Here is a 472-nt window from a genome sequence, read left to right on the forward strand (position 1 = left end):
TAGAAAATCGTCAACTCCGCTTTTTTAGTCCTGATGGTGTTTTAGTACCCACTCCGGAAGAATCAGCCACTGAAGCTCAACAACAGTTAGGTAGCGTCCAAAATAAGTTAGTAACTACTCAAAATCAATTAGGAAGTGTTGAAAATGAGTTAGTCACTACTCAAAATCAATTAGGAAGTGTTGAAAATGAGTTAGTAATCACTCAAAATCAATTAGGTAGCGTCCAAAATGAGTTAGTAACCACTCAAAATCAATTAGAAATCGAACGACAACAGAAAGACCAACTAGCGGCTAAACTGCGAGAGTTGGGAATTGACCCCGAACAGTTGTAGATAATTGAGGTAAAAATTATGACAGTTACGGAACAGTTAGCATCACTGGAAACCTCACCAGAATGGGAAGATATCGAGTTTCCTCCCGGAGATTTAGAAAGTCAGGAGTTGCCATTGGAAACCTATTTACACCTACAACA

Annotated in this window: 2 pseudogenes; both read left to right on the top strand. The window is 38.8% G+C overall.

Annotated features, from left to right (window positions below):
* Window positions 1-332, top strand: a pseudogene (locus P5683_RS25825) (Uma2 family endonuclease); the annotation flags it as partial.
* 18 nt (window positions 333-350) lie between these two features.
* Window positions 351-472: pseudogene (locus tag P5683_RS25830) on the top strand (Uma2 family endonuclease); the annotation flags it as partial.

Origin of the sequence: Limnospira sp. PMC 1279.21, from assembly GCF_032349615.1 — a bacterium.
Lineage (GTDB): Bacteria > Cyanobacteriota > Cyanobacteriia > Cyanobacteriales > Microcoleaceae > Limnospira > Limnospira fusiformis.